The organism is Aestuariicoccus sp. MJ-SS9, assembly GCF_032586235.1.
Classification (GTDB): Bacteria; Pseudomonadota; Alphaproteobacteria; order Rhodobacterales; family Rhodobacteraceae; genus Aestuariicoccus.
Window position 1 is genome coordinate 47,741 of sequence record NZ_JAWHTD010000002.1, and the last position, 24,952, is coordinate 72,692.

Here is a 24,952-nt window from a genome sequence, read left to right on the forward strand (position 1 = left end):
TCGACGGTGCCAGCGATGCGCCAAAGCGAATGGGCCTCGCTGGTGGCCCTGACGGATACAGGGCTGGCCAGAGCGGGAATCAGGGATAGATCCTGAAAAATGGCACGCCGCGCGCGGTCACAACGTGCGTTCCGGCTGTGAAAACTCGTTTTGTTCCGCTCTTTCGGGGCGCATTTATGACAGTTTTTGTCGGTTTCCCTTGAGGGTCGCGCCAAATTGGAACAAATAACGGGGCAGCTTTAGGCCCTCAGATCATAGGCCCTCAGATCAGGAGTTCGCGTGTCCCTCTTCCTCATCGTCGCCTTGCCCTTCGTGGGAGCTTTGCTGCCCGGCATCATGAATTCCGCGGGACGTCAGGCCTGCGCGGGCATCACCTTCATGGTGTCGCTGGCCGCTTTCATCGGTCTGCTGACCAACCTGCCCGCCGTTCTGGCCGGGGAGGTGGTGACAACCGGTATCGACTGGCTGCCCGCGCTCGGGCTGAACGCGCGGTTCATGCTGGACGGGCTCGGGTTCTTTTTTGCATTCCTGATCCTCGGGATCGGTCTGCTGATCATCACCTATGCCCGCTTCTACCTGTCGCGAAACGACAATATGGGCGAGTTTTTCACCTACTTGCTGCTCTTCCAGGGCGCGATGGTGGGGATCGTCCTGAGCGACAATATCCTGATTTTGCTGGTCTTCTGGGAGCTCACCTCGCTGTCGTCCTTCCTGCTGATCGGCTATTGGAAACACCTGCCCGAGGGGCGGCAGGGCGCGCGGATGGCGCTGGCGGTGACCGGCATGGGCGGGCTGGCGATGATCGGCGGGATGCTGATACTGGGCCAGATCGTGGGCAGCTACGATCTGAGCGTCATTCTGCAGAACCGCGAGCTGATCCAGGACTCGCCGCTCTACGTCCCGGCGCTGATCCTGATCCTGCTGGGCTGCTTCACCAAATCGGCGCAGTTCCCGTTCCACTTCTGGCTGCCCCATGCGATGGCCGCGCCGACCCCGGTCAGCGCCTATCTGCACTCGGCCACCATGGTGAAGGCGGGTATCTTTCTGATGGCGCGGATGTGGCCGGTGCTTTCGGGCACGCCGGAGTGGTTCGCTATCGTCACGACGGCAGGGCTGATCACGATGGTGCTGGGCGCGGTGATCGCGCTGTTCAAGCATGACCTCAAGGCGCTGCTGGCCTTTTCGACCGTCAGCCACCTGGGGCTGATCACCATGCTCTTGGGCACCGGCACGGCCTTTGGCGCGATGGCGGCGGTGTTCCACATTCTCAACCACGCGACGTTCAAGGCGGCGCTTTTCATGTCGGCGGGGATCATCGACCACGAGGCGCACACCCGCGACATCCGCCGCCTCGGCGGGTTGCGGCACCTGATGCCGGTCACCTTCGTGATCGCGACGCTGGCGGCGCTGTCGATGGCGGGCATTCCGTTGCTCAACGGCTTTTTGTCCAAGGAAATGATGCTGGAAGAGGCGACGCATACCGTTCTCTTCGGCGCGCCCTGGCTGGTGCCGGTCATGGCGACGGTCGGGTCGCTGTTTTCGGCGGCCTATTGCTTTCGTCTGATCGGGCACACGTTCCTGGGCCCGGTGCGCGACGATTATCCGTCCAAGCCGCACGATCCGGGCGCGGGCATGTGGCTGCCGCCGGCGATCCTGGTGACGCTGGTGGTGCTGATCGGCGTGGCGCCGTTCCTGGTGCAGGACTTCGTCTTCCTGGTGGCCAAATCGGTGATCGGCGGCGTGGCCGAGCTCGAGACGAAATACATCAAGATCTGGCACGGGCTGGTGCCTGCGCTGTTCATGTCCATTGCCGCGGTGGCGGGCGGCCTTGTGCTGATGGCCGTGTTCCGGCCGCTTCTGCGGGCATGGGAGGCCGCCCCGCGCCCCGAGGCCAAGGCGATCTTTGAGGCGATCGTCGCCGCCGCCGTGGCCCTGTCGCGCCGCATCATCCACAGCACCCATGACGGGTCGTTCACGCGTTACGAGGCGATCATGGCGGTCACCGTGGTGGCCGTGGGCTATCATGCCTGGAGCACCGGAACGGTCGGGCCCGCCGACTTTGCGATGCAGCCGTTCGGGTTGGTGCACATCGCGGCCTGGGTGATCCTGGTCGGGGCCACCTTCGGGCTGGTGTTCCTGCACCGCAACCGTCTCTTGTCGCTGATCCTGATCGCCATCGTGGGGCTGATGGTGTCCTTCGGCTTTGTCTACTTCAGCGCGCCTGACCTGGCGATGACCCAGATCACGGTCGAGGTGGTGACGATCATCCTGATGCTGCTGGCGTTGAACTTCCTGCCCAACACCACACCGGTGGAAAGCACCGTCCTGCGCCGCACCCGCGACACTTTCGTCGCCGTGGCGGGGGGGGCTGCGACGATGGGGCTGTCCTATCACTACCTGCTGCGCGACACCGTGGCGACGAGCATCTCGGACTTCCACCTGGCGAATTCGTACAAGGGCGGCGGCGGCACCAACGTGGTCAACGTGATCCTGGTCGACTTCCGGGGCTTCGACACCTACGGCGAGATCATCGTGCTGGGGATCGCCGCGCTGCTGATCTACGCGCTGACCGAGACGCTGCTGTCCGGCCCGGTGCGGGCGCGCCTGCTGAACCGCAAGCCGGACCAGCCACGCGCGGGCGACATGCACCCCACCATGATGGTGGTGCTGACCCGGGTGATGATGCCGGTGGTGCTGATGGTCGGGTTCTACATCTTCCTGCGCGGCCACAACGAGCCCGGCGGCGGGTTCATCGCCGGCCTGATCGTGTCGATCGCGGTGGTGATGCAGTACATGGCCAGCGGCTTTAACTGGGCGTCGGACCGGCTGCGCTATCCCTATCACGGGGTGATCGGGGCGGGCGTTCTGATCGCCGGGCTGACCGGGATCGGGTCCTGGTTCGTGTCCAAACCCTTTCTGACCTCGGATTTCACCTATGTCCGCATCCCGCCTTTCTACAAGTTCGAGCTGGCCACCGCGGGGCTCTTCGACCTCGGGGTCTTTCTGGCGGTCGTCGGGGCGGTGATGTTGTCGCTGGAGAGCTTCTCGAGGCTGGCGCGGCGGGCGCATATGCCCGACAGCGACTATCCGATGGATATCGACCCATCGCGCGAGGATCTTCCGCCGCAAGACCCTGCAACCATGAACAAGGGGGTGTGAGATGGAACTGCTTGTTGCGTCCGCCATTGGCATCCTGACCGCCGCGGGGCTCTACCTCGTGCTGCGTCTGCGCACCTTCCCGGTGATCCTGGGCATGTCGCTGCTGACCTATGCGGTGAACGTGTTCCTGTTCGCGTCGGGGCGGTTGACCATCGGCGCGCCGCCGATCCTGCAGGACGGGGTGTCGGCCTATACCGATCCGCTGCCGCAGGCGCTGGTTCTGACGGCCATCGTGATCTCGTTCGGCATGACCGCCGTGGTCGTGGTGATCGCGCTGGGCGCCTATCTGGGCTCTGACGACGACCACGTGGACGATCAGACCGAAGAGCCCGCGGCCAAGCCGGAGGACGCAGCATGACCCACTGGATCATCGCCCCCGTCGTTCTTCCGGCCATGCTCGCGCCGTTCATCGTCCTGGCCGCGCGGTATCACATCGGCATCCAGCGGGTGTTCTCGGTCGCCGGTGTGCTGGCGCTGGTGGCCATCGCCGCCGGGCTGGTCTGGCAGGCCTCGGACGGGACGGTCATGCTCTACCGGCTGAGCGACTGGGCCGCGCCCTTCGGGATCGTCATCGTCGGCGACCGGCTGTCGACGCTGATGGTGCTGCTGACGGCGGTGCTGGCGCTGCTGGTTCTGCTTTACGCCATCGGGTCCGGGTGGGACGAGCGTGGGCGGCACTTCCACGCGCTCTACCAGTTCCAGCTGATGGGGATCATGGGGGCGTTCCTGACCGGCGACCTCTTCAACCTCTTCGTCTTCTTCGAGGTGCTGCTGATCGCCTCTTACGGGCTGATGATCCATGCGGGCGGCAATGCGCGGCTGCGGGCGGGCGTGCAATATGTGCTTTTCAACCTGCTGGGCTCGACCCTGTTCCTGTTCGCACTGGGCTCGCTCTATGCCGAAACCGGGACGCTGAACATGGCGGACCTGTCGCAGCGGGTGCAGTTGATCGGCGCGGATGCGACCGTGGGCATCCGGGTGGCGGCGGTTCTGCTGCTGCTGGTCTTCGCGATCAAGGCGGCGCTGCTGCCGCTCCATTTCTGGCTGCCCTCCAGCTATGCCGAGGCGCCGGCACCGGTCGCGGCACTTTTCGCGATCATGACCAAGGTGGGCGCCTATGCGATCATCCGGGTCTACACCATCGTCTTTCCGCCCGACCTAGAGGTCACGGCGGGTCTACACGGCGTCTGGCTGATGCCTGCGGCGCTGTCGTCGCTGGCCATCGGCATGATCGGTGTCCTGGCGGCGCGGCATCTCGACCGGCTGGTCGCCTTTGCGGTGATCGGGTCGATGGGCATGGTGATGGTGTCCATCGCCATGTTCACCGAGGCCGGGATCGCGGCAGCGCTTTACTACATCGTGCATTCCACGCTGGCCGCCGCGGCGTTGTTCCTGATCACCGACCTGGTGCGCGCCGGGCGTGAGAGCCTGCATCTGTCGGCCATGCCCCCGGTCGCGGGGGCTGCGCTGACCGCTGCGGTGTTCTTTGTCGCTGCGATTGCCATGACGGGCCTGCCGCCGCTGTCGGGCTTCGTGGGCAAGCTGCAGATCCTCGATGCGGCCTTCGACACGTCCTATGTGGTCTGGGTCTGGGCCGTCATCCTGACATCGAGCCTGATCGCGGTGGTCGGCTTTGCCCGGGCGGGCAGCACGGTGTTCTGGAAGGCGCAGAGCCTCGCGCCCGACACCGACAGCGACACTGGCGCAGAGCCCGCGCCCGCGCCCTCGGCGCTGTCATATGTGGCTGTGGGCGGGCTGCTGGCGCTGCTGGTCGCGCATACGGTCTTTGCCGGGCCGGTCAGCGGCTACATGAGCAGCATCTCAAGCCAGCTCTTTGCGCCGGACGCCTATGTCTCGACGGTGCTCGACACCCCCGGCAAGCTGAGCACACCGACGGAAGGAGGGCACTGACATGATGAGCGCAATTCACCGGTTGCTGCCGCACCCCCTGCTGACCCTGTTGTTGGCCGTGGTCTGGACCCTGCTGCAGAACCAGGTGTCGGCTGGGATGGTGGTGTTCGGGATCATCCTGGGGATCATCATTCCGCTGATCACGGCGGCCTGGTGGCCCGACCGCCCCCGCGGCTTCCGCATGGGGCGCATGATCGGCTACAGTCTGATCGTGCTTTGGGATATCCTGGTGGCCAACGTGCAGGTGGCCTGGATCGTCCTGACCAAGCCCAATTCCCAACTGAAATCCGCCTGGATCGTCGTGCCGCTCGACCTGCGTCAGCCCGAGGCGATCACGGTGCTGGCCGGGACGATCACACTGACGCCGGGAACGGTGTCGGCCGATCTGTCCAACGAAGGCCACAGCCTCTTGGTTCATGTGCTGCACACCGACGACCCGGACGCCGTCCGCGACGAGATCAAGGAGCGTTACGAGCGCCGCCTGAAGGAGATTTTCGTATGACCGCTGCGACCGAACTCATGGATCTGGCCATTGTCTTTGCCTTCGTGGTGGTGACCCTGGCGCAATTCCTGTCGATGATCCGGCTCGTGATCGGGCCCGGCACCGGCGACCGCATCCTCGCGCTCGACACGATGGTGGTGAACGCCATCGGCATGATCGTCCTTCTGGGCATCTCGCAGGGTACGCGCATCTATTTCGAGGCGGCGATGATCATCGCGATGCTGGGCTTCGTGTCGACCGTCGCCTACGCCCGCTTCGTCCTCAGGGGGGATATCATCGAATGACCCTGCAGATCATCGGAACATACGCGGTCGTCTTCTGCCTTGTGATCGGCGCCTTGTTCGCGCTGGTGGGTGCGATCGGCCTGATCAAGTTCAACGACGCCATGGCGCGGCTTCACGCGCCGACCAAGGTGGGGACGGTCGGGATCGGCTCGCTTTTGCTGGCCTCGATCATTCATTCCTTCGTCGTGGGCGAAGGGTCGATGAACCAGCTTCTGATCATGGCGTTCCTGTTCGTGACCGCCCCGATCTCGGCCAATTTCATCGCCAAGGTGAACATCCACAAAAAGACCTGCGAAACGCCGCCCGCGCCGCGGCAGGACGACACCTGGTCGACGCTGGATGTCCCCGAGGCCGACCGCGAACTGGCCGAGCCGAAAGAGACCTGATCGCCGTTTCGGGCCGCAGGCCTCAGGGCGTCTGGGCGAGGATCCCGGCGATCTGCGCTTCGGTCAGCACGACCGGATTGGCCTTGGTCGAGGATGCCTTGGCCGCCTGAGCCGCGATGGCGGCGTGATCGGCGGCGGTGCAGCCCATCGCCTCCAGCGTTGTCAGCCCGTTCGCCGCCAGGAACGACTCGAGCGCCTCGCGCCGGTTGGCACGATCTTGCCCCAGCGCCTCGCCGATCCAGCCCCAGACCTCGTCGATGCGGGCGGTCGATTGCCCGGCATCGCGCAGCGCTGCGTGATTGACAGTAAGGCTCGCGGGCAGCAGACGGCCGCAGAGCGCCCCGTGCGGCGCGCCGGTGCGTCCGCCGATCACCCCGGCAAGACCATGCACGATGCCCAGCCCGGAATTGGCCAGAACGATGCCGCTGAGCAGGCTCGCGCGGGACAGGGTATCGCGCGCGTCGGGGTCTTCGGTCTGCATCAGCCGGGCCAGTGCGGCCAGTGCCTGCGGGATCATGTCCCGGCAGAGGCTGTCGGTCACCGGGTTGGCGCGGCAGCTGACATAGGGCTCGATCAGCTGCGTTACGGCGTCCAGACCGGAGGCCAGGGTGAGCGCTTTGGGGCAGCCGTCGGTCAGGGCGGGATCGACTAGCGCCAGCGCGGCCAGCATCCGGTCGTCTCGCAGGCTGACCTTGATGGCGCGTTCGGGCACGGTGATCACCGCGTTCTTGGTGGCCTCGGCGCCGGTGCCAGAGGTGGTCGGGATCGCCACGAAAGGGCAGACCGGGCCGTCAATGGGGTGGCCCGCGCCGACAACTTCGAAATGCGCGATGGGCGGCAGGGGCGAGCGGATCAGCCCGGCGATGGCCTTGCCCAGATCCACCGTCGCGCCGCCGCCGACGGCGACCACGACATCGGGCTCAAACGGCCGCGCGCGGGCGAGGGCGGCGTCAAGCTGCGGCAGGCTCGGCTCGCCGGCCGAGCGCAGCTCGAGCACCTCGGCCCCGGCGTCGGTCAGGTCTTGGCGCAGGGTGTCGACCCAGGGCACCGCGCCGCCGCGCACCAACGCGACCTTTCGGCCGAAATCGGCAATGGCGTCGGCGGCCTGCAGCCGCGCATCGCGGCCGAAAAGAATTCTGTCGGGGGTCCGCAGGGAAAACGGGGTCATGGCACTTCTCGTGGTCCTGTGCGGCATCCGCCCCGGGGGCGGGCGCAAAAAAGCCGGGGCCCCGCGGGGCCCCGGCCTGTGACGCTGGCTTACTGCCAGGACTTGATCAGCTCGTCATAGGCGACGGTGATCGGCTCTTCGTCTTCGTTCTCAAGCTTGGCCTTGGGCGAACCCGGCTGGCTCAGCCAGTATTCCGGATCCTGCTCTTCGTTCAGCTTGGGACCGATGTCGCCCTGGATACCGGCACGCTCGAGACGCTCCAGCACACGCTCCTGATCGGCGCAGAGGCTGTCGAGCGCTTCCTGCGGGGTCTTGGCACCCGACATGGCGTCGCCGATGTTCTGCCACCACAGCTGCGCCAGCTTGGGATAGTCCGGCACGTTCGTCCCGGTCGGCGACCACTGGACGCGGGCCGGCGAACGGTAGAACTCGACCAGGCCGCCCAGCTTGGGCGCACGCTCGGTAAAGCTCTCGTGCTGGATGGTGGATTCGCGGATGAAGGTCAGGCCGACGTGGCTTTTCTTCACGTCCACGGTCTTGGACGTCACGAACTGCGCATAGAGCCATGCGGCTTTGGCGCGGTCCACCGGGGTCGACTTCATCAGCGTCCAGGAACCGGCGTCCTGATAGCCGATCTTGGTACCTTCGGTCCAGTACACACCGTGCGGCGAGGGGGCCATGCGCCACTTGGGCGTGCCGTCCTCGTTCATCACCGGCAGGCCGGGCTCGACCGTGGCGGCGGTGAAGGCGGTGTACCAGAACATCTGCTGGGCGACGTTGCCCTGCGCCGGAATCGGGCCCGCCTCGGAGAAGGTCATGCCAGCGGCTGCGGGCGGCGAGTACTTCTCCAGCCATTCGATGGCCTTGGTCACGGCGTAGACGGCGGCAGGCGAGTTGGTCGCGCCGCCACGGGACACGCACGAGCCGGTGGGCTGCGAGTTCTCGTTCACCCGGATACCCCATTCGTCGACCGGAAGGCCGTTGGGTTCGCCAACGTCGCCCATGCCGGCCATCGACATCCACGCGTCGGTGTAACGCCAACCGAGCGAGGGGTCCTTCTTGCCGTAGTCCATGTTGCCATAGACGTCGCCCTCGACCCCGAGGTGCGACAGGTCGCGCCCGGTGAAGAACTCGGCAATGTCCTCGTAAGCCGTCCAGTTGACGGGCACGCCGAGGTCATAGCCATAAGCCGCCTTGAAGTCGGCCCGGTTCTTCTCGTCGTTGAACCAGTCGTAGCGGAACCAGTAGAGGTTCGCGAACTGCTGGTCGGGCAGCTGGTAGACCTTGCCGTCCGGGCCGGTGGTGAAGCTGAGGCCGATGAAATCGTCCATGTCGATCGTCGGCAGCGTGACGTCCGCGCCTTCGCCCGCCATCCAGTCGGTCAGGTTGCGGGCCTGCTGATAGCGCCAGTGGGTGCCGATCAGGTCCGAGTCGTTGATGTAGCCGTCGTAGATGTTCTCGCCCGACTGCATCTGCGTTTGCAGCTTTTCCACCACGTCGCCTTCGCCGATCAGGTCGTGGGTGACCTGAATGCCGGTGATGGCGGTGAATGCCGGTGCCAGAACCTGGCTTTCGTATTCATGTGTGGTGATCGTTTCCGACACGACCTTGATTTCCATGCCCTGGAAAGGCGCGGCGGCGTCGACGAAAAACTGCATCTCGGCTTCCTGCTCTTCGCGGGTCAGGGCCGAAAGGTCGCCGATTTCGCTGTCGAGGAACGCGCGCGCCGCGTCCATGTCGGCCCAGGCCGTCATGGGCGTCATCGCGAGCGCCGCGACCACAGCTGTTGAGGATAAGAGTTTCAGGTTCATTATGTCCTCCCTTATGGACTTTGGTTTATTCTTGGCGGCGGCCCGGTGCTGATGCGCCGGACCCCCGGTTCTTGTGCGACTACACCCAGCGGAACACCGCCGCGGCATAGGCAAGACAGACGATCAGCGCGTATGGCTGATTGTCGCCAACCCATCCCAGCCAGGCCAGATTGATAAAGGCGCTGCCCAGAAGCGTTATGAAAAGCCGGTCGCCCCGCGTCGTCTCGATCCTCAGGATGCCCACGCGCGGGGTTTCGGGGAACTTGATCGCGAGTACCGTGAAGGTGATCAACAGGCTTGCGATAACCAGAAAGAAGATCGCCGTCGGCCAGGTCCATGCCATCCAGTCCATCAGTCAGCGCCTCCGGACAGTTGGCTCAGCCAGCCCTGAAGCAGCTCGGCGGCGTTGTCGCCGGTCTGGTTGATGGTCAGGCGGTTCTGCTCGCCGCCGCTGAACTGGATCACCAGAGCGTTGTCGCCGATCACCGCGTATTGCATCTGGTCGGTATTGACCATGGCGATGACCGTCTCGTTCTGTCCTTGCGGGGCGACGATGTCGGCCAGCGCCGCGCCGGGGCCGAGCGTCAGCACGGCCAGTGTCAGAATGCGTTTCATCAAACCCTCCCCAGGGCAAAGCCCTTCGCGATGTAGTTGCGGACGAAATAGATCACCAAGGCCCCCGGCACGATGGTCAGGATCCCGGCGGCGGCCAGCACGCCCCAGTCGATGCCCGCGGCCCCCTGGGTGCGGGTCATGATCGCGGCGATGGGCTTGGCGTCGACGGTGGTCAGGGTGCGGCTCAGCAGCAGCTCCACCCACGAGAACATGAAGCAGAAGAACGCGGCGACCCCGATGCCGGACGCGATCAGCGGCATGAAGATCTTTACGAAGAAACTGCCAAAGCTGTAGCCGTCGAGATAGGCGGTCTCGTCGATCTCCTTGGGCACGCCGCGCATGAAGCCCTCGAGGATCCACACCGCCAGCGGCACGTTGAACAGGCAATGCGCCAGCGCCACCGCGATATGCGTATCGAACAGGCCGACCGACGAATAAAGCTGGAAGAACGGAAGCGCAAAGACGGCGGGCGGGGCCATCCGGTTGGTCAGCAACCAAAAGAACAGGTGCTTGTCGCCCATGAAGTGATAGCGGCTGAACGCATAGGCGGCGGGCAGGGCCACGGCCAGGCTGATCACCGTATTCATCACCACGTAGATCAGCGAATTGACATAGCCCAGATACCACGCCGGATCGGTCAGAATGGTCACGTAATTGGCCAGCGTCAGATCGTTGGGCCAGAGCGTGAAGGTGTTGAGGATCTCGGTGTTGGTCTTCAGGCTCATGTTCAGAAGCCAGTAGATCGGCAACAGCAGGAACAGCAGGTAGAGCCCCATGACGATGGCCGACCCCTTGATCTTGACCCGCTTCTTGGTGCCCTGCGCCGTCAGGTCGCCCGGGATGGTGGTTGTATCGGCCATCGCTCAGCCCTCCCGCTTATCGAGGTTGGTCATGACGGTGTAGAACACCCAGGAAATCAGCAGGATCACGAGGAAGTACATGATCGAGAAGGCCGCCGCCGGGCCAAGGTCGAACTGCCCCAGCGCCATCTTCACCAGGTCGATCGACAGGAAGGTGGTGGCGTTGCCCGGTCCGCCGCCGGTGACGACGAAAGGTTCGGTGTAGATCATGAAGCTGTCCATGAACCGCAGGAGGATCGCGATCATCAGAACGCCCATCATCTTGGGCAGCTCGATAAAGCGGAACACCTTCCAGCGCGATGCCTGGTCGATCTTGGCGGCCTGGTAATAGGCGTCGGGGATGGATTGCAGCCCGGCATAGGCCAGCAGCGCCACCAGCGATGTCCAGTGCCACACATCCATCACGATCACCGTGACCCAGGCGGCAAAGATGTCCTGCGTGTAGTTGTACTCGATCCCGATCGCCGACAGGGTATAGCCCAGCAGGCCGATGTCGACGCGGCCGAAGATCTGCCAGATCGTACCGACCACGTTCCACGGGATCAGCAGCGGCAGCGACATCAGCACCAGGCAGAACGACGCCCAAAACCCCTTTTTCGGCATGTTCAGCGCGACGAAGATGCCCAGCGGGATCTCGATCGCCAGGATGATCGCCGAGAACATCATCTGCCGCCCCAGCGCATCCCACATGCGCTCGGATTCGAGCATTTCGGCGAACCACTCCAGCCCCGCCCAGAAGAACTGGTTGTTGCCGAAGGTGTCCTGCACCGAATAATTCACCACGGTCATCAGCGGGATGACGGCGGAAAAGGCGACCAGCACCAGAACCGGAAGGACCAGGAACCAGGCCTTTTGGTTGACGGTCTTGTCCATTACGCGGCCTCCCCGTTGACCAGCCAGTCGTCGGCATAAACGTTGACGTGCCCGGCGTCGAAAGTGACGTGGGTCATGTCGGCACTGACGGCCTCGCCCTCGTCGGCGATGATGTTGATGTCATGGCCGAAGAATTCGGCGCGCACGATCTTGTGCCGGCCCACATCCTCGATCCGGCGCACCTTGACCGGCAGGCCCTCGTCGCGCGTCAGCCGCGCGAATTCCGGCCGCACGCCGATCTCGACCTTGCCCGAAAGCGGCTTGTAGCCGCTGCCCAGCTGGATCGAGGTGCCGTTGACATAGGCCTGATTGCCTTCGATCTTGGCGGGGATCACGTTCATGCCCGGCGAGCCGATGAAATACCCCACGAAGGTATGCTCTGGCCGTTCGAACAATTCCTGCGGCGTGCCGATCTGCACAACGCGGCCGTCGTACATCACCACGACCTTGTCTGCGAAGGTCAGCGCCTCGGTCTGGTCGTGGGTGACGTAGATCATCGTGTGGCCGAATTCGTGGTGCAGCGATTTCAGCTGGGTGCGCAGCTCCCACTTCATATGCGGGTCGATCACCGTCAGCGGTTCGTCGAAGAGAAGCGCGTTGACGTCCTCGCGCACCATGCCGCGGCCCAGGCTGATCTTTTGCTTGGCATCCGCCGTCAGCCCGCGCGCCTTGCGGTCGAGCGTGCCTTCCATTCCGATCATCTGTGCGATCTGCTGCACGCGGCTGGCCACATAGGCCGCATCCTCGCCCCGGTTCTTCAGCGGAAAGGCGAGATTTTCGCGCACGGTCATCGTGTCGTAGACCACGGGGAACTGGAAAACCTGCGCGATGTTGCGCTCGGCGGTGGGGGCGTGGGTCACGTCCTTGTCGTCGAACAGGATACGCCCCTGCGACGGCTGCAACAGCCCCGAGATGATGTTGAGCAGAGTGGACTTGCCGCAGCCCGAAGACCCCAGCAGGGCATATGCCTCGCCATCGACCCAGTCGTGGTTCAGCTCTTTCAGCGCGAAATCGTCCTCGCCGCCCGGGTTGGGCAGGTAGGAATGCGCCAGGTTGTCAAGCGTGATCTTGGCCATCGTGCCCCTCTCAGGCTGCCAGCGCATAGGCGGCCGGGGCCACCAGATCGCCGGATTCGTCGAAAACGTAGACATGGGACGGGTCCAGATAGACCTGCAGGTCCGCGCCAAGCGTCAGGTTATGCACCCCGTGGATCAGCCCGACCCAGCGCTCGCCGCCGTGATCGAGATGCACAAAGGTCTCCGACCCCGTCAGCTCGGTCACCACCAGCTTGGTGGTGAACATCATCGCATCGCCGGTGTGCTTGCCGATCTCCAGGTGGTTGGGCCGGAACCCGGCGGTGTAGCGACCGTCGGCCAGTTCGGCCAGGCGACCGGTGGCGGCGGTCTTTTGACCGTCGCCGAACATCAGCACGTTGCCGGTCTTGGACACCGGCAGGAAGTTCATCGGCGGATCGCTGAACACCCGCGCGGTCGTGGTGTCGGTGGGCTGGCGATAGACCTCGGGCGTGCGCCCGAACTGGGTGACGCGGCCCTCCCAGAGCGTGGCGGTGTTGCCGCCCAGCAAAAGCGCCTCTTCCGGCTCGGTGGTGGCGTAGACAAAGATGCTGCCGGCCTCTTCGAAAATCTTGGGGATCTCGACCCGCAGCTCTTCGCGCAGCTTGTAGTCGAGGTTGGCCAGCGGTTCGTCCAGCAGCACCAGGCCCGCATCCTTGACCAGCGCCCGCGCCAGCGCGCAGCGCTGCTGCTGGCCGCCCGACAGCTCCAGCGGCTTGCGGTCGAGCATCGGCGTCAGCTGCATCAGATCGGCGGTCTTGCGTACCGCTGCGTCAATCTCATCGGCGGTCTTGCCCAGCAGCTTCATCGGCGAGGCGATGTTGTCGTAGACGGTCATCGACGGGTAGTTGATGAACTGCTGATAGACCATCGCCACCTTGCGGTCCTGAACCCGCATGCCGGTGACATCCTCGCCGTTCCAGACAATCCGGCCCGTGGCGGGCACGTCGAGCCCCGCCATCAGCCGCATCAGCGAGGTCTTGCCGGACAGGGTCGGCCCCAGAAGCACGTTCATCGTGCCTTTCTGAAGCTCCAGATCGGTCGGATAGATGTGGGTCTGTGACCCCACGACCTTGGAAACGCCGTCCAGCAGCAGTGTCATCGTTGTCCTCCCGTTCCGTGCCGGTTTATTCGGCGGCTTCGGAATGTGCTTCGTTGCGATGCGCGGTCATCCACGCGTCCAGTTTCTTTATCTCGTCGGCGTTCAGCCGCAGGCCCAGCTTGCTGCGCCGCCAGACGATGTCTTCGGCGGTGCGGGCGTATTCGTGATGCATCAGCCAGCCGACCTCGGCCTCGGTCAGGCTCGCGCCGAAATCGCGGCCCAGCCCTTTGGGGTCCTTGGCGTTGCCCAGAATGTCCCAGGCCTCGGTCCCGTAGGCGCGGATCAGGCGCTTGGCGTGGAAGTCGCTGAGGAACGGATAATCGCCGCGCAGTTTGTCGGTGAGCGCGCCCTTTTCCGAGACCTTGAAATCGCCGCCCGGCAGGGTCACCCCAGCCGTCCATTTGCCCGGCGTGCCCGGGAAATAGGGCGCGATCTTTTCCAGCGCGCTTTCTGCCAGACGCCGGTAGGTGGTGATCTTGCCGCCGAAGATGTTCAGAACCGGTGCGCCGCCCGCATCGTCGACCTTGAGCGTGTAGTCTCGGGTCGCCGCCGTCGCGCTGCTGGCGCCGTCGTCGTAAAGCGGACGCACGCCGGAATAGCTCCAGACCACATCGTCGCGGGTGACGGGTTTCTTGAAATACTGCGAGGCGAAGTTGCAGAGATAGTCCTTTTCCTCGTCCGTGCAGACCGGCTTCACCGAAGGGTCGTGATGTTCGGCATCGGTCGTGCCGATCAGGGTGAAATCCTGCTCGTAGGGGATGGCGAAGATGATCCGCCCGTCGGTGCCCTGGAAGAAGTAGCACTTGTCATGATCGTAAAGCCGCTTGGTCACGATGTGGCTGCCGCGCACCAGCCGCACGCCTTCCTTGGAATTGCTGCGGATCTTGGTGCGGATGATGTCGCCGACCCAGGGGCCGCCCGCGTTGACCAGCATCCTGGCGGTCAGCGTCTTGCGGTCGCCCGTTTCTGTATTCTCGGTTTCGATCGTCCAGTGATCGCCGGTGCGTTCGGCCGACAGAACCTTGGTGCGGGTCATGATCTGCGCACCGCGCGCCTCGGCGTCGCGGGCGTTCAGCACGACCAGCCGCGAATCCTCGACCCAGCAGTCGGAATATTCATAGGCCTTGACGAATTTGTCGTTCAGCGGCTCGCCCTCGGGTCCTTTCGTCAGATCGACGGTCTTGGTGCCCGGCAGAATCTCGCGCCCGCCCAGATTGTCGTACATGAACAGCCCCAGCCGGATCAGCCACGCAGGGCGGCGGCCCTTCATCCAAGGCATCACGGTGTTCAGCAGCTTCGACGTCGGTGTCGAATTCTCGAACCGCATGTCCTTGTGATACGGCAGCACGAAGCGCATCGGCCAGCTGATATGCGGCATCGCCTTCAGCAAGGTTTCGCGTTCGATCAGCGACTCGCGCACAAGCCGCACCTCGAAATATTCCAGATAGCGCAGGCCACCGTGAAAGAGCTTGGTCGAGGCGCTGGATGTCGCCGACGCCAGATCGTTCATTTCCGCCAGCGCAACCTTCAGACCGCGGCCCGACGCATCCCGCGCGATCCCGCAACCGTTGATCCCGCCACCGATGATGAACAGGTCGAGCGGTTCGGCATTCTGTGTCTTAGACATGCTGCTCCTCCTGCAGATGGCTGTGTCACCCTATGGTTATGCGCAGGTATGGCGCAAAATGGAACATTATTTTTTGCGATTTTGTTCGTTTCTATAATTATTGATAGTATTCAGCTGGTTGCATGGCGCGACATTTTCACGAACGCCTGAGATACGCCCTGAATTACCGAAATTCGCCCCGGCATTTCCGCTTTGATGCTGCGTGCTTGGAAAATATCCGCCCCGGGGCGTAGAATCGACCAAAAAGGAATATTCTTGCTCTCGAACCATGTGCGCTGTACTCAGGATGCCCAAAGAGAGGGCTTATGGCGCAATCGTTCCGCCAGCGCGAAATCATCGACGTCGCGCGACGTGAAGGCAAAGTGACCGTCGAAGGGCTTGCCGATCACTTCGGAGTCACGCTTCAGACCATCCGCCGCGACCTGACCGAGCTGGCCGAATCCGGCGAGCTGGAGCGTGTGCACGGCGGGGCGGTGCTGCCCTCGGGGACGGCGAATATCGGTTACGAGGAACGGCGCAGCCTGAACCAGGGCGGCAAGATCGACATCGCGCGCGCCTGCGCGGCGGAACTGCCCGAGCATTGCTCGATCTTTCTGAACATCGGCACCACGACCGAGGCGGTCGCGGCCGAGCTGCTGAACCACCGCGACATCATGGTGGTGACCAACAACATGAACGTCGCCAACATCCTGGCGCAGAATCCCGACAGCCATGTGGTCGTCACCGGCGGGTCGCTGCGCCGGTCGGATGGCGGGCTGGTGGGCGATCTGACGACCCAGACCATCCGCCAGTTCAAGTTCGACTACGCGGTGATCGGCTGTTCGGCGCTCGATACCGACGGCGATCTGCTGGATTTCGACGTGCAGGAGGTGGGCGTCAGCCGCGCCATCATCCAGCAGTCGCGCCAGGTGTTCCTGGTGGCGGACCACACCAAGTTCCAGCGCAACGCGCCGGCGCGGATCGGGTCGCTGGCGGATGTCGGCGTGTTCTTCACCGACCGGCCGGTCGCGCCCACGCTGGCCAAGGCCTGCGACGGCTGGGGCACACGCGTCGTCATCTGCGGGCGGTGACCGCGCAGCGCCCGGGTGCCTGTGGCAAAAGGGGCGCAATCGGGCCGTGGCCTTTCGGCGCAGACTCGTTAACGGATTTTTTCCTTTGATCTGAGCAGTGTGCGCTGTCTACCTGTATCGGTATGTTCACGCCGGTGTTCAACTTTTCCTTTGATATTCATCCGTTGCCGAGGGTCCAATCATGCGCCACAGCGCCATTGCGAAAGTTCGTTCCTGTCTTTCCCTGATCCTGGGCGTTGTTCTGTTCCTGGGGGTCGTTCCAGAGGCCCAGGCGCAATCCCCCCTCAGCTGGTCCGCCAGCGTCGATCCCGATCCGGTCCGGATCGACGGAACCGCGCGGCTGGATTTCGCGATCGACAACGTGACCGGAACGCCGCAAAGCGATGTGGCGTTTACCGTCAATCTGCCGGCCGGGCTTGAGACCGGCGGCATCCTGCCCTCGACCACCTGCGTCGATGGGACAATTTCCGCGCCCACGGGCGGGTCGGCCATCGCGTTCTCGGGCGGCAAGCTCGGCATTTCCTAGACCTGCCGCGTGTCGCTGTCGATCGTCGGGACCACGGCGGGCTCTTACAGCTTTGCCACCGGTGCGCTGACCAGCAGCTTGGGCAATTCCGGCACGACGACGGTAGATGTGCAAATCGCGCCCGAAACCGCCGCGCCGCTTCTTTCGGCGGCGTTCTCGCCCTCGACCGTGGCGCTGAACAGCGATGCGACGCTGACCTATACCGTGACCAACACGACCGCCGGAGGGCTTATCTAGTTTCAGCTGGCCGACACTCTGCCCGCCTCGCTGCGGATCTCCGACGTTCCGAACGTGACGACCGATTGCTCAGGCACGCCAGTGGCGTCCGCGGGGGGGTCGTCGATTTCGTTTTCCAGCCCGCCTTTCTTTACAACGCCAAGCTGCTCATTGTCGGTGAACGTGGTGGCGCTCACCACCGGAACGACCAATAACGTGGTCGAGACGTTTCAGGCATTCGACGGTTTCGGCAGCTATCCCTCCGGCTATGTCTCGGCGCAGCTGACCGTGGATCCGCCATCGACGACCGCGCCGACGCTGGGCATCAGGTTCAGCGGCGATCCGGTCGTGCCCGGCGGGACGGTGGCGCTGATCGCTCAGATCACGAACGCCAACCCGACCGAGGCGTTGGACGATGTCGCCTTCGACTTCGACATCTCGCCGCTCTTTCCCACCGGGGTGATCGGGCTTCCGACCTCGGACAGCTGCGGCGGCTCGGCGGCGCGCAGCGGTTCGAACACCGTGCTGGATTACACCGGCGGCACCCTGGCCGCGCGTAGCCAGTGCGAGATTTCTTTTCCGGTCACCATCCCAGCGGGCACGGCGGCGGGCGACTATACGCTGACCACCGGCGCGGTCAGTGCTACGCAATCCGGCGCGCCCGTCACCGGCAACACGGCGTCGGATTCCGTGACCGTTTCAACCGCCGTTCCGCCGAACTTCACCATGTCCTTCGCCGATCCGGTCGTTGCCGGTGACGACGTGGTTCTGACCTACACGCTCGAGAACGTGTCGCCCACGGCGCTCAGCGGCGTGACGTTCATCCATGAGCTCACGGACATACTTCCGTTCCCCATCAGCGCCGTGGTTCCTGCCAGCGGCTTCTGCGGAGGGGGGTCTTCGATCGCTCTGATCGGTCCCGGTACGGAAAGGCAGGGGTTCTACGCCGCGTCGCTGAGCCTGGGTGCGGCGGGCGATCCGTCGGCGACATGTTCCTTCGACGTGACCCTAACCGTTCCGGCAAGCGTGGAAACCGGCAGCTACCCTTCGCGGACCGAACCGGTGACGGTCACCATCGGCGGCAGCATCGTGCAGGGGCCGCGCGCGCAGGACACGCTGGACGTGACCGGGATTGCGCAAATCGGCCTGTCCAAGACGTTCTCGGCCTCGGCCTCGGCCTCGGCCTCGGTCGCGGCAGCGAACAGCACCGTCGGCGTGACCTTCTCGCTGGCGAACACCAGCTCTGTCACCGATGCCGAACAGATTTCGTTCAGCGACGACCTGACGGCCTTCATGACCGGGGCGCAGGTGGGTGCCGGGGTCGTCACCGCGAACAGCTGCGGCGGCAACGTGACGGCGTCGGGCACCTCGATTTCCTATGCCAGCGGTACGCTCGGCGCGGCGCAGGACTGCGCCTTTACCGTCGAAATCGACCTCGGCGTGACGGCCGGATCCTATACGAACACCACCAGCGACGTGACCGCCGCTGCGGTCGGCGGCACGGCGGCCGCCCTGTCGGGAACCGCCGCTTCGGCCTCGATCACGGTAATCGACCAGGTCCCGCCGGTCTTCAGCAAATCCTTCGGCAACGCCATCCAGGTCCCCGGGCAGCTGACCCCGGTGACCTATACGATCACGAACCCCGACTCGGCCAGCGCGGTCGGCGTGGGGCTCTTTACGGATTCGCTCTCCACCGCGCTGAGCGGATTGGCGGCCGAACTTCCGGCAACCACGAACACCTGCGGCAGCACAATCTCGGGGACGACGACGCTGACCGTGACCGGCGGCAGCGTTGCGGCAAACAGCTCGTGCGAAATCACGGTTCCGGTGCGCATTCCGGGCGCGGCGCTCACCGGGACATACAAGTCGACGACCAGCTTCCTGTTCACCGACGTTGGAAACATCGCGCCGGCCTCCGCCAATCTCGAGGTCCAGAGCGAGCTGATCGCCCTGAGCGCCGGCTTCCGGACTGACACTGTCCCCGCCGGTTCGCAGGCCACGCTCGACGTCGACGCCACGTCGCTGGCGGATCCGGATCAGCTCGACACCACCACATTCAACGTCGACCTCAGCGCCCTCGGGGCAGGCACCACGATTGCCTCTTCGACCGGCACATGCGGCGCCGCCTTCACGCCGCTCGGCGGATCGGTCACTCAGGTCGATTTCAACGCGATCGACGATGTCCAGTGTCGGGCCACGATCGTGCTGAACACTGCCGGCGGGCTTGCGCCCGGGCCGTATGTCGTTGAAACGTCAGACGCATCGGGGACGATCTTTGGGGGCGCGGTGACCGGCGGCGCCACCAGGGTGACGCTGACCATCACAGACCCGGCCGCGCCGAGCCTGACGAAATCCTTTGACGGGCCGACAACCGCGACGGGCACGGCAGAGCTGACCTTCACGATCACCAACAACTCTTCGGTCAGCACGCTGTCCGCCGTGTCCTTTCAGGATGACCTTGGCGCCATGCTGCCGGGCGCGACCGCGGGGGCGTTGCCCCCGTCGCCCTGCGGGGGCAGCTCGGCCCTGGCCGGGTCGACCGTGCTGACGCTGACCGGTGTCGAGCTTGCGCCGGATGCCAGTTGTTCCTTCGCGGTGCCGGTCAACATCCCCGCCTCGGCCACCGCAGGGAGCTATGTGAACACCACGAGCGCGCTTTTCGTCGGGGGCCTTTCAGCCGCCGCGCCTGCCAGCGCGACGCTGGCGGTCGAACCGCCCCAGCCCCCGCCGCCGCCGTTTTCAGACCGGACACGGTGCTTCAGGGCGAAGTGTCGGTCCTGGAATACACCATCGACAACAGCGCCTCGGCGCTGGCGGCGACCGGGCTGGCCTTCACCAATAATCTGCCCGCCGGTGTCGACACCGTGGGCACGGCCCCTGTGTCGAACACCTGTTCGGGCAGTCCGACCGTCAATGCGGGGGTGATATCGCTGTCCGGCGGGTCGGTTGCCGCGGGCGGCAGTTGCACGCTTTCGGTCCAGGTGCGGTCGATACTGGAGGATAGCTACCTCAACACGACGGGCAATCTGACGTCGAGCTCGGGTGACAGCGGAACCGCCACCGCGATCTTTTCGGTCGGCCCCGCGCCCACGCCGGTCTTTACCGCCGTCTTCCGACCCGGAACCGTGGTCGAGGGCGAACAGTCGGTCCTGGAATACACTATCGACAACAGCGCCTCGGCGCTGGCGGCGACCGGGCTGACCTTCACCAACAACCTGCCCGCCGGTGTCGACCCCGTGGGCGCGACCGCTCTGTCGAACAGCTGTTCCGGCAGTCCGGTCGTCAATGCGGGGGTGATATCGCTGTCCGGCGGGGCCGTCGCCGAGGGCGGCACCTGCACGCTTTCGGTCCAGGTGCTGTCGGTCGCCCAGGGCGTCTACGTCAACACGACGGGGAACCTGACCTCCAGCGCGGGGACCAGCGCTGGCGCCAGCGCCACCCTGACGGTCGATCTCGCGCCCGCGCCCACCCTGGCCAAGGCCTTTGCGGATCCGTCCATCGAGCAGGGCGACGTCACCACGCTGACTTTCACCATCGACAATACCGCCGCCGCGGTCCCCGTCACGGACATCGCGTTCAGCGACCCGCTGCCCGCAGGCGTCACGGTGGCCGCCGTTCCCAACATCACCAACAGCTGCATCGGCGGTACGAACAATTTCACGCCTGGGACAAGTGTCCTGAACGTCGACGGGACGAGGGTCCCGACCGGCGCCACCTGCACGATCGCGGTGGACGTGCGCGCGGTCACGCCCGGCGATCTGGTGAACACCAGCTCGACGCTGAGCAGTCCGAAGGGAACCTCGCCCGCGGCGACCGCGCCGCTGACGGTGACGCCCGCGCCCCTGCCCGCGGTCGATTTGCTGGTCTCGCCGGGCTCGGTTCTGCAGGGCCAGACCCTTGCCCTGTCGGCGTCGGTGACGAACCCCGCGCTGGTGGACATCGACAGCGTGCAGCTTCGGATTCCGTTCATCGACGGTGCGCTGACGCTTGCGACCGTGGCCGACGGCAACGACGCCAGCACCAGCTGCGCCGGGGCGACCCCTGTCGGCGGCGCAGGCGCGTCCACCGTGGGCTTCGATGGCGGGGCGATTCCGGCGGGCGGAACCTGTACCTTCAGCGTCACGATGCAAGCCGCAGATGCCGCGACCGCAACGATCCAGTCGCAATTCCGGTCCTCTGTCGGCAACGGCCCCGGCGGCACTGCGCCGCTATCGGTGCAGCCGGCCCCGCTGGCCACCCTGACGGCCGGGTTCGCTCCGGCGACGGTGATCGAGGGCGCGACATCCGTCCTGACCTTCGAGATCGACAACGGGGCAAGCTTCCTGCCGGTCACTGGCGTCGGCTTCCAGCAGACGCTGCCCGCCGGGCTGAGCGTGGCCGACGGTGCCTCCCTTTCCGCGTCGGGATGTACCCTGACCGGAACCCGAAGCAACGCGGCGGGCCAGCTGATCCAGGTCCAGAACGTCGAGGTCGCAGAGCTGACGACCTGTTCGGTGTCGGTTTCGGTGCAGGCGCTGACCGACGGCGCCTTCCCGATCACATCGACCCCGCTGCAGACAAACCTCGGGCCGTCCAATGCCGCGAGCGCGTCGCTTGACGCGACCCCGGCCCCGCTGCCAGTGCTGGCCAAGAGCTTTGCACCCGCGAGCATCGTGCAAGGCGGCGTGTCGGTTCTGGAGATCACCATCGACAACGCCGCGGCGCTGGTGCCCGCCACCGACGCCGCCTTCGACGATGTCTTCCCCACCGGGCTGGTCATCGCCGGTTCCGCCGCACCGTCCTTTTCCTGCGCCGGCACCCTGGCCGCGCTGCCCGGAGGTGCCGGGCTGACACTGGCCGACGGGGTTATCCCGGCGGGCGGAAACTGTACCGCGACGGTCGCGGTGACAGCCGCCGCGACGGGCGATTACGTCAACGAGATCCCCGGCATGACCTCGTCGCTTGGGACCAGCCTGCCCGCGCAGGCAACGCTTGGCGTGACCCCCGCGCCGACGCCCACCGCCTCGAAAAGCTTTGCGCCCGCAAGCATCGTGCAGGGCGGCGTGTCGCGCCTGACCATCGAGGTGGACAACGGCGCGGCGCTCGTCGACGCGCTGGATGTGAGCATTTCCGATCCGCTGCCAGCGGGTCTTGTCGTGGCCGACCCTTCCAACCCGGTCGCAACCTGCGACGGTATCGGCACCGGTTCGCCCGGAGAGACGCTGGTCGCGTTTTTCGGTGGTGAGATCCCGGCGGGCGCGACCTGTTCGCTCTCGATCAACGTCACCGCCGCCGAGACCGGCAGCTACCGCAACGTGACCGACCCGATCACGACATCGCTGGGCACCATCGCCGCCGCCGAGGCGACGCTGGACGTCACGCCCGCCCCCGCGCCGACCTTTGCGGCGGTTTTCGCCGACGCCGCGATCGTTCAGGGCGACGCGACGGAACTCACCCTGACCATCGGCAATGCGGCGGCGCTCGTCCCGGCCGAGGACTTGGCCTTCGACCTGCCCTTCGCCGCCAACATGCGCCTCGACAGCCGTGGCGTGATCAGCAGCGATTGCGGCGGCAGCCCAAGCTTCGATCCCGGCACGGCCACCTTTGCCTTTACGGGCACGACGCTGGGCGCGGGCGAAACCTGCCAGATCGTTCTGGGCGTCACCGACGATCTGCCCGGCACCCGCACGCAAACCGCCGGGCCTCTGACGTCGAGCCTGGGCGACAGCGGCACCGCCTCGGCCAGCCTGACGGTCGATCCCGCCCCCGCGCCGGACCTTGCGCTGGTCTTTGCGCCTGACAGCATCGCGCAGGGCGGCGTCGCCACCGCAACCTACACCATCGCCCATACCGATCCGCTGGCGTTGGTGCCCGCGCTCGATCTGGCGTTCAGCCACGATCTGTTGGACGGGATGACCGTGGCCGCGCCCCCGAATGCCAGCACGACCTGCGGCGGCACGGTCGCCGCCGACGCGGGCGGCTCGACCCTGTCGCTCGGCGGCGGGACGGTCGCCCCGGCCGCCACCTGTACCGTCACGGTCGATCTGGTCGACGTGACGGTTGGCAGCCGCGTGCATACCACCGGCGACCTGCAATCCTCGCTTGGCACCAGCGCGGCCGCCTCGGCCACGCTGTCGGTCACGGCGGCGGGCCTGCCGGTCTTCGCCAAGGTCTTTTCCCCGGACAGCATCGTTCAGGGCGATGTCAGCACGCTGACCCTGACCATCGACAACGGCACCGCCCTGGTCGCCGCCGAGAACGCGGCGTTCGAGGATGTCTTCCCCGAGGGCCTGACCCTCGCCGATGCGCCTGCGCTCGCCTCGACCTGCGGCGATGTCACGCTCGCCGGGGACGGCACCGGTTTGACGCTGAGTGGCGGAACCGTCCCGGCCTCCGGCACCTGCGAGATTTCGGTCGACGTGACGGCGCTGGAGCCGGGTGAATACGTCAACACGTCCGGCGATCTGACCACATCGCTGGGCAACAGCGGCACGGCGGCGGCGATCCTCGCGGTGACAAGCGCCGGTGCCCCCGGCTTCGCCAAGGTCTTTGCGCCCGACAGCATCGTGCAGGGCGGGGTGACGACGCTGACCTTCACCGTCGACAACGCGTCGGCGCTGGTTGCGGCGACCGATCTGGCCTTTGCCGATACCTTCCCCGAGGGGATGACCGTGGCGGCGACGCCGAACGTCGCCACCACCTGCGCCGAGGCGAATGTCGAGGCGGCGGCGGGGGCCGGGGCGCTCACCTTCGCCGCGCCGAGCTTGGCGGCGGGCGAGATATGCGCGCTTTCGGTCGACGTGACGGCGGCGCTGGCGGGCGAGGCCGAGAACGTCTCGGGCGCGCTGACCTCGTCGCTGGGCGACAGCGGCACGGCCTCGGCGGTGCTGAGCGTGACGGCGGCGGATGCGCCGGCCTTCGCCAAGGTCTTCGCGCCCGACAGCATCGTGCAGGGCGGGGTGACGACGCTGACCTTCACCATCGACAACGGCGCGGCGCTGGTTGCGGCGACCGATCTGGCCTTTGACGACACGTTTCCCGAAGGCATGACCGTGGCGGCGACACCGAACATGACGACCACCTGCGCCGATGCGACCATCGAGGCGGCGGCGGGGGCCGGGGCGCTCACCTTCGCCGCGCCGAGCTTGGCGGCGGGCGAGATATGCGCGCTTTCGGTCGACGTGACGGCGGCGCTGGCGGGCGAGGCCGAGAACGTCTCGGGCGCGCTGACCTCGTCGCTGGGCGACAGCGGCACGGCCTCGGCGGTGCTGAGCGTGACGGCGCCGGTGCCCCCGGCTTCGCCAAGGTCTTTGCGCCCGACAGCATCGTTCAGGGCGGGGTGACGACGCTGACCTTCACCGTCGACAACGCGTCGGCGCTGGTTGCGGCGACCGATCTGGCCTTTGCCGATACCTTCCCCGAGGGGATGACCGTGGCGGCGACGCCGAACGTCGCCACCACCTGCGCCGAGGCGAATGTCGAGGCGGCGGCGGGGGACGGGGCGGCGATCAACAACGATGCCAGCGACGAGACGATGGGCTGGCGCGCGCGTGCCGAGGCGGGGGTCGCGATCACCAACCGCCACGGAACGCGGCTGGAACTTGGGGCGAATTACGATGGGATCGGGCGGTCGGATTACGAAAGCTGGGGCGCGACGTTCAAGCTGACCATCCCGTTGCAATAGGGGGCCGCGCCGGGGCCGGATCGGCCCTAGCGACGAGGGCTTCGGTAGCGATAGCCGCGACTGGCGCCTGCCCGTGTGGTGGCGCTGCAACATAGGGTCGATGCGC

21 protein-coding genes are annotated in these 24,952 nt (G+C 65.6%); 11 read left to right on the forward strand and 10 right to left on the reverse strand.

The genetic code is table 11. The features are described from left to right. Nucleotides 1–279: 279 nt before the first annotated feature. From RXV88_RS01980 to mnhG, 6 genes are read left to right on the forward strand one after another with little or no spacing between them, the layout of a single operon-like run. A complete protein-coding gene (locus tag RXV88_RS01980) occupies nucleotides 280–3,159 on the forward strand; it encodes a monovalent cation/H+ antiporter subunit A (RefSeq protein ID WP_316290230.1) in 2,880 nt (959 codons plus the stop codon). Nucleotide 3,160: 1 nt separating this feature from the next. Next, on the forward strand, nucleotides 3,161–3,517 hold the full coding sequence (locus tag RXV88_RS01985; RefSeq protein ID WP_316290232.1) for a Na+/H+ antiporter subunit C: 357 nt from the start codon (nucleotides 3,161–3,163) through the stop codon (nucleotides 3,515–3,517). Then, nucleotides 3,514–5,070, forward strand: coding sequence for a monovalent cation/H+ antiporter subunit D (locus RXV88_RS01990; protein ID WP_316290234.1), 1,557 nt, complete (start codon nucleotides 3,514–3,516; stop codon nucleotides 5,068–5,070). Before RXV88_RS01985 ends, RXV88_RS01990 begins: the two co-directional genes overlap by 4 nt. A 1-nt stretch (nucleotide 5,071) precedes the next feature. Beyond that, on the forward strand, nucleotides 5,072–5,572 hold the full coding sequence (locus RXV88_RS01995; protein ID WP_316290235.1) for a Na+/H+ antiporter subunit E: 501 nt from the start codon (nucleotides 5,072–5,074) through the stop codon (nucleotides 5,570–5,572). After that, on the forward strand, nucleotides 5,569–5,856 hold the full coding sequence (locus tag RXV88_RS02000) for a K+/H+ antiporter subunit F (RefSeq protein WP_316290237.1): 288 nt from the start codon (nucleotides 5,569–5,571) through the stop codon (nucleotides 5,854–5,856). Before RXV88_RS01995 ends, RXV88_RS02000 begins: the two co-directional genes overlap by 4 nt. After that, nucleotides 5,853–6,242 carry a monovalent cation/H(+) antiporter subunit G gene (gene mnhG, locus RXV88_RS02005; protein ID WP_316290239.1) on the forward strand — a complete coding sequence of 130 codons (390 nt, stop codon included), beginning with the start codon at nucleotides 5,853–5,855 and terminating at the stop codon, nucleotides 6,240–6,242. The genes RXV88_RS02000 and mnhG overlap by 4 nt, the downstream gene beginning before the upstream one ends. Before the next feature lie 22 nt (nucleotides 6,243–6,264). Here the strand turns inward: mnhG and RXV88_RS02010 are convergent, their stop codons facing one another. From RXV88_RS02010 to glpD, 9 genes are all read right to left on the reverse strand, one after another. After that, nucleotides 6,265–7,410, reverse strand: coding sequence for an iron-containing alcohol dehydrogenase (locus tag RXV88_RS02010; protein ID WP_316290241.1), 1,146 nt, complete (start codon nucleotides 7,408–7,410; stop codon nucleotides 6,265–6,267). A gap of 89 nt (nucleotides 7,411–7,499) precedes the next feature. Further along, on the reverse strand, nucleotides 7,500–9,221 hold the full coding sequence (locus tag RXV88_RS02015; RefSeq protein WP_316290243.1) for an ABC transporter substrate-binding protein: 1,722 nt from the start codon (nucleotides 9,219–9,221) through the stop codon (nucleotides 7,500–7,502). A gap of 79 nt (nucleotides 9,222–9,300) precedes the next feature. Continuing rightward, nucleotides 9,301–9,573: a DUF2160 domain-containing protein gene (locus tag RXV88_RS02020; protein WP_316290245.1), complete on the reverse strand. Its 273-nt coding sequence runs from the start codon at nucleotides 9,571–9,573 to the stop codon at nucleotides 9,301–9,303. Beyond that, nucleotides 9,573–9,836 carry a hypothetical protein gene (locus tag RXV88_RS02025; RefSeq protein WP_316290248.1) on the reverse strand — a complete coding sequence of 88 codons (264 nt, stop codon included), beginning with the start codon at nucleotides 9,834–9,836 and terminating at the stop codon, nucleotides 9,573–9,575. Before RXV88_RS02025 ends, RXV88_RS02020 begins: the two co-directional genes overlap by 1 nt. Continuing rightward, complete coding sequence (locus tag RXV88_RS02030; RefSeq protein ID WP_316290251.1) at nucleotides 9,836–10,696, reverse strand: carbohydrate ABC transporter permease; 861 nt, start codon at nucleotides 10,694–10,696, stop codon at nucleotides 9,836–9,838. The genes RXV88_RS02025 and RXV88_RS02030 overlap by 1 nt, the downstream gene beginning before the upstream one ends. Before the next feature lie 3 nt (nucleotides 10,697–10,699). Continuing rightward, nucleotides 10,700–11,569, reverse strand: a complete 870-nt coding sequence (locus tag RXV88_RS02035) for a sugar ABC transporter permease (RefSeq protein WP_316290253.1) — start codon at nucleotides 11,567–11,569, stop codon at nucleotides 10,700–10,702. Next, on the reverse strand, nucleotides 11,569–12,645 hold the full coding sequence (locus tag RXV88_RS02040; RefSeq protein ID WP_316290597.1) for an ABC transporter ATP-binding protein: 1,077 nt from the start codon (nucleotides 12,643–12,645) through the stop codon (nucleotides 11,569–11,571). The genes RXV88_RS02035 and RXV88_RS02040 overlap by 1 nt, the downstream gene beginning before the upstream one ends. Nucleotides 12,646–12,655: 10 nt before the next feature. Then, nucleotides 12,656–13,744 carry an ABC transporter ATP-binding protein gene (locus RXV88_RS02045; protein WP_316290256.1) on the reverse strand — a complete coding sequence of 363 codons (1,089 nt, stop codon included), beginning with the start codon at nucleotides 13,742–13,744 and terminating at the stop codon, nucleotides 12,656–12,658. Between the two features lie 25 nt (nucleotides 13,745–13,769). After that, a complete protein-coding gene (gene glpD, locus RXV88_RS02050; RefSeq protein WP_316290257.1) occupies nucleotides 13,770–15,371 on the reverse strand; it encodes a glycerol-3-phosphate dehydrogenase in 1,602 nt (533 codons plus the stop codon). 305 nt (nucleotides 15,372–15,676) lie between these two features. Between glpD and RXV88_RS02055 the strand changes: the two genes are divergently transcribed. From RXV88_RS02055 to RXV88_RS02065, 3 genes are all read left to right on the forward strand, one after another. After that, complete coding sequence (locus RXV88_RS02055) at nucleotides 15,677–16,441, forward strand: DeoR/GlpR family DNA-binding transcription regulator (protein ID WP_316290260.1); 765 nt, start codon at nucleotides 15,677–15,679, stop codon at nucleotides 16,439–16,441. A gap of 181 nt (nucleotides 16,442–16,622) precedes the next feature. Continuing rightward, complete coding sequence (locus tag RXV88_RS02060; protein ID WP_316290262.1) at nucleotides 16,623–16,967, forward strand: hypothetical protein; 345 nt, start codon at nucleotides 16,623–16,625, stop codon at nucleotides 16,965–16,967. Nucleotides 16,968–16,976: 9 nt separating this feature from the next. Next, entirely contained in the window at nucleotides 16,977–17,204 is a 228-nt protein-coding gene (locus RXV88_RS02065; RefSeq protein ID WP_316290263.1) for a hypothetical protein, read from the forward strand. A gap of 2 nt (nucleotides 17,205–17,206) precedes the next feature. On the opposite strand, the gene RXV88_RS02070 is transcribed toward RXV88_RS02065, so the two are convergent. After that, entirely contained in the window at nucleotides 17,207–17,380 is a 174-nt protein-coding gene (locus RXV88_RS02070) for a hypothetical protein (protein WP_316290266.1), read from the reverse strand. Nucleotides 17,381–19,936: 2,556 nt separating this feature from the next. On the opposite strand from RXV88_RS02070, the gene RXV88_RS02075 reads away from it, so the two are divergent. Beyond that, a complete protein-coding gene (locus RXV88_RS02075; RefSeq protein ID WP_316290268.1) occupies nucleotides 19,937–24,505 on the forward strand; it encodes a hypothetical protein in 4,569 nt (1,522 codons plus the stop codon). Then, nucleotides 24,502–24,846 carry a hypothetical protein gene (locus tag RXV88_RS02080; RefSeq protein WP_316290270.1) on the forward strand — a complete coding sequence of 115 codons (345 nt, stop codon included), beginning with the start codon at nucleotides 24,502–24,504 and terminating at the stop codon, nucleotides 24,844–24,846. Before RXV88_RS02075 ends, RXV88_RS02080 begins: the two co-directional genes overlap by 4 nt. Nucleotides 24,847–24,952 lie beyond the last annotated feature (106 nt).